The sequence below is a fragment of the Pseudonocardia sp. MH-G8 genome, from assembly GCF_002262885.1.
In the GTDB taxonomy this organism is placed as follows: Bacteria; Actinomycetota; Actinomycetes; order Mycobacteriales; family Pseudonocardiaceae; genus Pseudonocardia.
On the sequence record NZ_NKYF01000026.1, the window covers coordinates 139,050 to 145,375 of the forward strand.

Below are 6,326 nucleotides of genomic sequence, written 5' to 3' on the forward strand. Positions count from 1 at the left end.
GCGCACATGGTTGACAGTGTTGTCGCGACACCAGCGGCTCGTCGGGCGATGGCTCGTGAGCGTCAGAAGGATCTTTATGGCGCTTCGTTGCGGAGTCTTGTCCGCGGCCTCGCTGAGGACTACGGAATCAGCCAGGCGCGACTCGCACGCGTGCTCGGGATCAGCCCTGCGATGTTGTGTCAGCTGGTCTCCGGGGAGCGCATCAAGATCGGGGACCCGGTCGTGAGCGCTCGTCTGATGGTTCTCGACCAGCGGCGCGCGCTCGTCCGCGGCCTGCACGTTCGGCGAGTCGAGGAGATCCTCGACGAGGTAGCTTGCATCCGGGACCCATGGCCTCGAGGCAACCGGCCGAGCTCCAAGGCGATCGGTGACCTGCGCGAGATCGCCGACGCGGAGCAACTCGAGGCGGCGGCGGCCAAGCTGGAAGTCGACTTCCCTCGGCTCGCCGACTTCCTTCGACGAGCAGCTCACGACCGATCGGGGTGAAGCTCCACGGCGACGTGGGCGGGCGTCGCTCGAAGCGGACTTGAGCGGCGGGATCGGGCGAGGGAACCGGCAGATCACGCAACGTCGACTCCGGCGGCAGCGGCGAGCCCTGCGAGGTCGTGGTCGAGCCTGCCGGGTTCGGCTGGAGCACCCAGCCGTGCTCGACGCGGTGCATGGCGCCGAGTTGAAGCAGCCCGGTCGGTCCCGGCGTGGGGAGCTGGAGACGGCCGATGGGACGGCCGCTGTCGAGATCGAGGGCGTCGAGGACCGGCGGCTGTGCGTGGTTGGCCCGCAGTTGCGCGACGAGCAGGATCGCGGTGACGTCGTCGGGCACGTTGGCCGGCAGGACGTGAAGAGTTGTCGGCGCCCCGGTGTCGTCGGAGGCCAGCGTGACGGCGCGGCTCGGATGGTCGGGTTGGCCGTAGAAGACCAGTCCGTGTCGGATCGGACGACACCCCACTCGCTGAGCCGGATCGCGATGGGATCGACCTCGGGATCAGTTCCTCCGCAGCCTGGAACACCAGTCGCAGGTGCCGCAGTCCGTCGAGCGGCACGAGCTCACCCGCGCAGCTGGTGGCGTGCGGCGTTCCCGGCAACCGTCGGCTCCCTCGCCCAGATCATGAGCGCAACGCCTAGCTTTCGCCGCGCTCTCTCAGCTCGCGGAGCTGGCGGCGGATGTCCTCGAGGTCCCACCGGTGGTGCCCGGTCGGCAGGGTCAACGTCGGTGTGAGCAGTCCTCGTCGCGCGTAGGTGGCGAGGGTGCGCCGATCGATGCCGAGGTGCTCTGCCGCCTGAGCGGTGGTCAGGAGCTTCGCAGGGGCCGGCACCCTCCGAACATAGGTGCGGCGCCCACGTCAGACCGTGTGCGTTCAGCCACTATAGCCATACACGCCGACATGGTCGACATGGTCGTCAGGGTCGAGTTGGTCAGTTGTCCGGTTCTGAGGCTATGCTGTCGCACGACCCCCTAGACAGAGGGCGGCCCCGACTGGGTGCTGGTACACCCGGCCGGGGCCTTGATCCGACCTGAGGTTAGGCAGGTGCGGACCCGTGGCTGACCGTACAGAAGATCTCGGCGTGATTGCGGTGCTGGCGTCCATGCCCGACGTGATCATGCGGCTGTTGAAGGAGCACGAGCCTGATGCTTCCGGGCGGTGCCGTGGATGTGGAATGCCTGGCACCGGCAGCCCTCATGTTGCGTCACCGTGCGGGTTGCGGTCGGTCGCGGAGGCGGCACGCCGGCTTCGCATTGACCGCCGCTGACGGTGCTCGTGATCATCGTCGCCGTCGGCGTGGCAGCGTTCGCGGTCGGCGCATTGGCCGGTTACCTGCTCTGCCGTTCGGTCCGCATCCCGCGCCGGTCGTGGGCCGAGCTGCGCGTACATGGCGACCCGCTGGACCGTCGTCGTGGGCGACACCGCGAGCGTTGACGGCCTCTCCCTGCGCTATTCGCGCACGCTCAGGTGTACGTGGTCGTAGTGCCCGCCCGTCGCGTCGTTGGTGTCGTAGATGCCGCCCCCGGTATACGGCCGGCCCCAGCCGTCGGTGTCGAGGGAATCGGGGGACCAGATCCGGCCCTGCCAGATGATGTAGCGGACCTGCAGGGCAGCGGCGTGCATGCGCAGCCAGCCGGCGATGCGCCAGCCGTTGGCGAGCTCGGCTCCTTCGGGGAAGACACCGGCTTTGCTGGGGAAGAAGTCGCAGGCGCGGCCTCGGGGGTGGTCGCTGGACGGGTTCCACGCGTGCGCGTCCCAGCAGGTGAAGGACCGGATCGGAGCACCGGCGCCAGGAGCGCCGAAGGCGTGGAGGAGCTGCTCGAGCGCGTGGTGGGTGGCGGAGGTCAAGCAGCCGGTGCTGCCGGGGTCGGGCTCGGTGCAGCTGGTCGAGGTGCCCGTAAACGGCGCCGGCGTGGGGAGGCCGTCCAGCGCGACGGGCACGGGTGCTGCTGTGAGTTGTTGGGCCTGTGTCCGGACGCGGTCGATGTAGCTGGTGATGGTCTCGGCGCAGGTCCTGTCGCATCCGGCCTCTCCAGCGGTCGGTATTCCGCTCGCGGAGCCGGTGACGCGGCTGCAGCCGGCGATGTGGCAGACCAGGAGCGCATCGAGGGGATCGACCGGCTTGCCGGAGTCCGCGAGGTGGGCGCGGACCAGCCGCAGGTTCGCGCACAGCCATGGCACCGCGATCTCGAGGTGCCGCAACGGGTCGAAGACGTCGGCCCCGGCCGGTGGCGGGGCGGTGGCCCACGAGGCGCCGCCCGCGCTGATCCAGGTCGCTTCCTGGAACTGGTAGAGGCCCGCTGCTCGCCCCTGCGGGTTGTAGGCGTGTGGGTTCCAACCGGACTCGGCGTTGATGTGCGCGGCGGCAAAGGGCAGCGGCAGCTCGGGGCATCGAGCGTGGAGGACACGTTCGAGCTCGGGTATCAGTCGCGCGGCTGCTGCTGGCAGGGCGCTGGCGTTGACCTCCGTCCCGCTGGCTTGAGTGACGACGACCCCGCCGATGAGGAGCCCCACGATGAGCACCGGGGCGATCATCAACGCGACGAGGCCGCCCCCGAGGATTCCCAGGCGCCCGGGGGAGGTCATGTCGGGTTGGTGGTGGGCAGCGTCGGTAACGGGGTGTGCGGGTTGAGGGTGCGGTAGCGCTCGTTGTGGCTGCAGTCGGCGAACGGGCCGAGGGGGCTGAGCAGCTCGCGGAGGCAGGGGTCGAGGTGGTCGCGGATCCAGATCGAGAGCGCGACGCCGGGCTCGGCGGCCAGTTCGGTCCAGGCGCGGTGCAGGGCTTCGAAGCGCAGAACCGCCTCGGGGTGTTCCCACCAGACGGGACACCACTTCAGCTCGCCGCGGAGTGGACGGGCGATCACGCCGGCCACGCTGCGGTGAACCCACTCGATGAGCGCGCGCTCGTCCAGGGCGTCGGGCACTGCGTCGGAGTCGTCGCCGGGATCTGTTGGTGGATGGATGTCGAGCTCGACGTCGCCGTTGATCAGGTCGTCGAGCAGGTCGGACTGGTGCGCGCGCCAGGCTTCGAGGGCGTCGACGCGGGCAAGGAGTTCGGCCAGTGTCCGTGCGACGTCGTTGGTCACGTCGTCTCCTTCCACGAGCTGACGTAGCGGTCTGGGCCGAGGGCTGCGCTGGCCGCGGTGCGGAGCTCGCGCAGGGCGGTGGCGGCGTAGGCGTTGATGTCGGTGGCGTCCTGCTCGCGGTACCAGGGCAGGAGTTCGCCGAGACCAGCTGGACGCCCGGTGGCGAGCAGGACGGCCTGGGTCTTCGGCAGCGCGCGCAGCTCGGACGCGGGCAGGATCGGTTGCCGGGTGGTGGAGTACTGGTGGGATGGGCCGCCGCTGCGGTTGACGCTGATCGACTGTTTCTCGACGTCGTGTTCGCCGATGAGGCCGGACAGCTTCTGGAGGAACGTGTGGTCGTCGACTCCGGCGCCGACGAGCTTGATCGTGGCGGCCGACCACAGGGCGTCCATGCCTTGTGCGCCCCACACGCCGACGCCCTGTTGGTAGCTCTGCAGCATGGTCATCACCTGCAGTCCGCGGGATCCGAAGTGGCTGTAGAGCTGGGGGAGTTGGCGGATCGGGCAGATGTTGGCCGCTTCGTCGAGGACCGCGACCACGGGTGGGTCGACGCGTCCGCCGCGGGCCTGGGCGACGAGCTCAGCAACCTCGAGCATGCGGTCGACCAGGGCGGCGACGACGGGCGCGGCCGTGCCGGCGCCTTCCTTGGACAGCAGGTGCAGGGTTGTCGGCGTGTGTTCGGCGGTGGCGAGGATCTGCCACGGCTCGAGTTCGGTGATCTCGGGGTCGCCGGGCTCGCGCCAGGTCTCAGGTGGCGTGATCCAGCGCAGGATGCGTTCCGAGGTCAGCGCTTTGGTCGCGGTCCGTGCGGTTTGGAAGATGCCTTTCGTCGTGACCTCTGCGCCGGAGAGGCTGGCCTCGAGGTCGGCGGCTTCGTGTCCGGCGCCGGCGCGGTCGAGGGCGGCGATGGCGTCCCGGCGGCCGATCTGCAGCCAGGACATCGCGTCGCGCAGGGTTCCGCCGGACAGGGCTGCGGCGAGGAAGGTGCCGGTGAGGACCTGTTCACCGGCTGCGTGGAAAAACGGGTCGCGGCGGGCACCGCCGATGGTCTGCATGAAGTGCCCGGCGAGTCGGGCCGCGGCCTCGATCCGTGCGGCATCGGGTGCCTCGCGGATCGCGCGCAGAAGATCCCACCACCAGGTCTGGCGGCGGTAGGCGATCTCCTGCGGGTCGAACGTCCACACCGGACCGAGCTGGCCGCGCATCCCGGCGGTGAGCGCCCACAGGTCGGCCTTGTTGGACGTAGCGATCGCGAGCCCGGGCGCTGACAGGACCGCAGGCACGGCGATCGCGCTGGTCTTGTTCGCCCGCGGACCCATGATGATCAGTGCGACGTCCTCCCAGGACATGCTCACCTCGCGCCCGCCAACCCTCAGCATCCGGATGCCGAGGTCGCGGGCCGGTACTGGCTCTGAACCCTGCAGCGCCGGGCGGAGTTGGCGGGCCTTCCGCTCGGCCTCGGACCCGGTCAGATCACCCAGCTGACGCGGTCGCAGCAGCGGAGCGTGTCGTACGGCCCGCCGCACCAGCACCGTTACCAGCGTCGCCAGGCCGGCTTCCACGCCGAAGGCGGTGGCCAGCACCGTCCAGAAGACCGGCCCGGTCGCGGTGGGCGGTAGCGCGCCGGAGGCGAGGGAGAACGGGAGCTGAAGCCCGAGCGGTGGGGCGGCCCAGCTGCCGGTGCTGATCAGAGCAGCGGCCCCGGCGGCGGCCCAGATGTTGACCGATACCAGCCCGACGGCGCCGAGCGCGCCGAGGAGCAGCAGCGGCGCGGCGGCGTCACGCGCTACCGCCCGCGCCGGCGTGGTCACGGGTGCTGCTTCCGGCGTCGGAAGGCCCGGTCGGTGTCGTAGAGGGCGGATTCGGTCGGTGTGAGGGTGAGGGCCACGGGGAGCCCGATCCGTTGACCGGACTTGATGAGGTATTTGCCGCGGCCCGGGTGGGCTCGGCCGGTGTGCCAGGTCGGGGGTGCCGCCCACGAGGTGATCAAGGCGCGTTCGCCTTCGGTCAGCGAGGTGATGCGTGCGAGGCCGTCGAGTTCGGATTCGGCGAGGCCACCCAGGAGCAGGATCGCGTTGCGGGAGGCGAGCCCCCGCGCCTTGGCGCGGTCGGCCTCGGTGGGCAGGGCTTCGAGGTCGTCGAGGGAGTGGGTGATCTGGAACGAGACGACGCCGCGGTGCCGGCCCAGGCGGGTGATGCGGTCGGAGCGTTCGACGAGACCAGGGGCGGCGCGCAGGGCCCGCCACAGCTCGTCCTGCACCTGCACGACGTTGTGCGGCGTCGCACCGGTGCCCGCCGCGTCGACCACGCCGGCTGCCCAGGCCCAGGAGCAGAGCATCGCGGCGGCTACGACGTCGTCCTCATCGTCGTCGAGCGCGCTGATGTCCAGCGACAGCGCAGGCGCGGAGGGATCGGCACGCACGGTGGACGGGCGGTCGAACAGCCCGCGGATCGCGCCTTCGCACAGCAGCCCGAGCGTGTTAGCCAGGTCCCGAGTGGTCCGGGCGTAGTCGGATGCGCCGCGGCAGGCCGCGATCCGTCGCATCGCATCCGGGCCTTCGGTGAGGACGCGGAGGACTTCGGGCACGAGCGGGTCGTCGTCGGCGTGGGCGGCGAGGTCGAGCGCGGCACCGAGCAGGCGGCGCTCGGTCGTGGTGACGTCGGCGCGGCGCACGATGGTGATCAGCGCCTCGACCAGGGACAGCCGCCGTGCGCGGATGGTCTCTGCCAGCCGGGTCCGCTCGGTGCCGATCGCGCC

General features: G+C 70.6%; 6 protein-coding genes and 1 pseudogene. 2 read left to right on the forward strand and 5 right to left on the reverse strand.

Going from position 1 to position 6,326, the window contains the following annotated elements; all coding sequences use genetic code 11:
- The first annotated feature begins 6 nt into the window (after positions 1-6).
- Positions 7-486: an XRE family transcriptional regulator gene (locus tag CFP66_RS37320; protein ID WP_143517494.1), complete on the forward strand. Its 480-nt coding sequence runs from the start codon at positions 7-9 to the stop codon at positions 484-486.
- 632 nt (positions 487-1,118) lie between these two features.
- Here CFP66_RS37320 and CFP66_RS37325 read toward each other — a convergent pair.
- Positions 1,119-1,313 carry a helix-turn-helix domain-containing protein gene (locus CFP66_RS37325; RefSeq protein WP_094930065.1) on the reverse strand — a complete coding sequence of 65 codons (195 nt, stop codon included), beginning with the start codon at positions 1,311-1,313 and terminating at the stop codon, positions 1,119-1,121.
- 444 nt (positions 1,314-1,757) lie between these two features.
- Between CFP66_RS37325 and CFP66_RS48235 the strand changes: the two genes are divergently transcribed.
- The gene (locus CFP66_RS48235) at positions 1,758-1,916 is read left to right on the forward strand and encodes a hypothetical protein (RefSeq protein WP_158228358.1); all 159 of its coding nucleotides are present in this window, start codon (positions 1,758-1,760) and stop codon (positions 1,914-1,916) included.
- Between the two features lie 15 nt (positions 1,917-1,931).
- Here the strand turns inward: CFP66_RS48235 and CFP66_RS37330 are convergent, their stop codons facing one another.
- The 4 genes and pseudogenes from CFP66_RS37330 to CFP66_RS48245 form a co-directional block, all read right to left on the reverse strand.
- The gene (locus CFP66_RS37330; RefSeq protein WP_094930066.1) at positions 1,932-3,068 is read right to left on the reverse strand and encodes a lytic transglycosylase domain-containing protein; all 1,137 of its coding nucleotides are present in this window, start codon (positions 3,066-3,068) and stop codon (positions 1,932-1,934) included.
- Positions 3,065-3,568 carry a DUF4913 domain-containing protein gene (locus CFP66_RS48240; RefSeq protein WP_158228359.1) on the reverse strand — a complete coding sequence of 168 codons (504 nt, stop codon included), beginning with the start codon at positions 3,566-3,568 and terminating at the stop codon, positions 3,065-3,067. Before CFP66_RS48240 ends, CFP66_RS37330 begins: the two co-directional genes overlap by 4 nt.
- On the reverse strand, positions 3,565-5,379 hold the full coding sequence (locus tag CFP66_RS37340) for a type IV secretory system conjugative DNA transfer family protein (protein WP_094930067.1): 1,815 nt from the start codon (positions 5,377-5,379) through the stop codon (positions 3,565-3,567). The genes CFP66_RS48240 and CFP66_RS37340 overlap by 4 nt, the downstream gene beginning before the upstream one ends.
- A pseudogene (locus tag CFP66_RS48245) lies at positions 5,376-6,326 on the reverse strand (hypothetical protein); the annotation flags it as partial. The pseudogene CFP66_RS48245 and the gene CFP66_RS37340, both read right to left, overlap by 4 nt.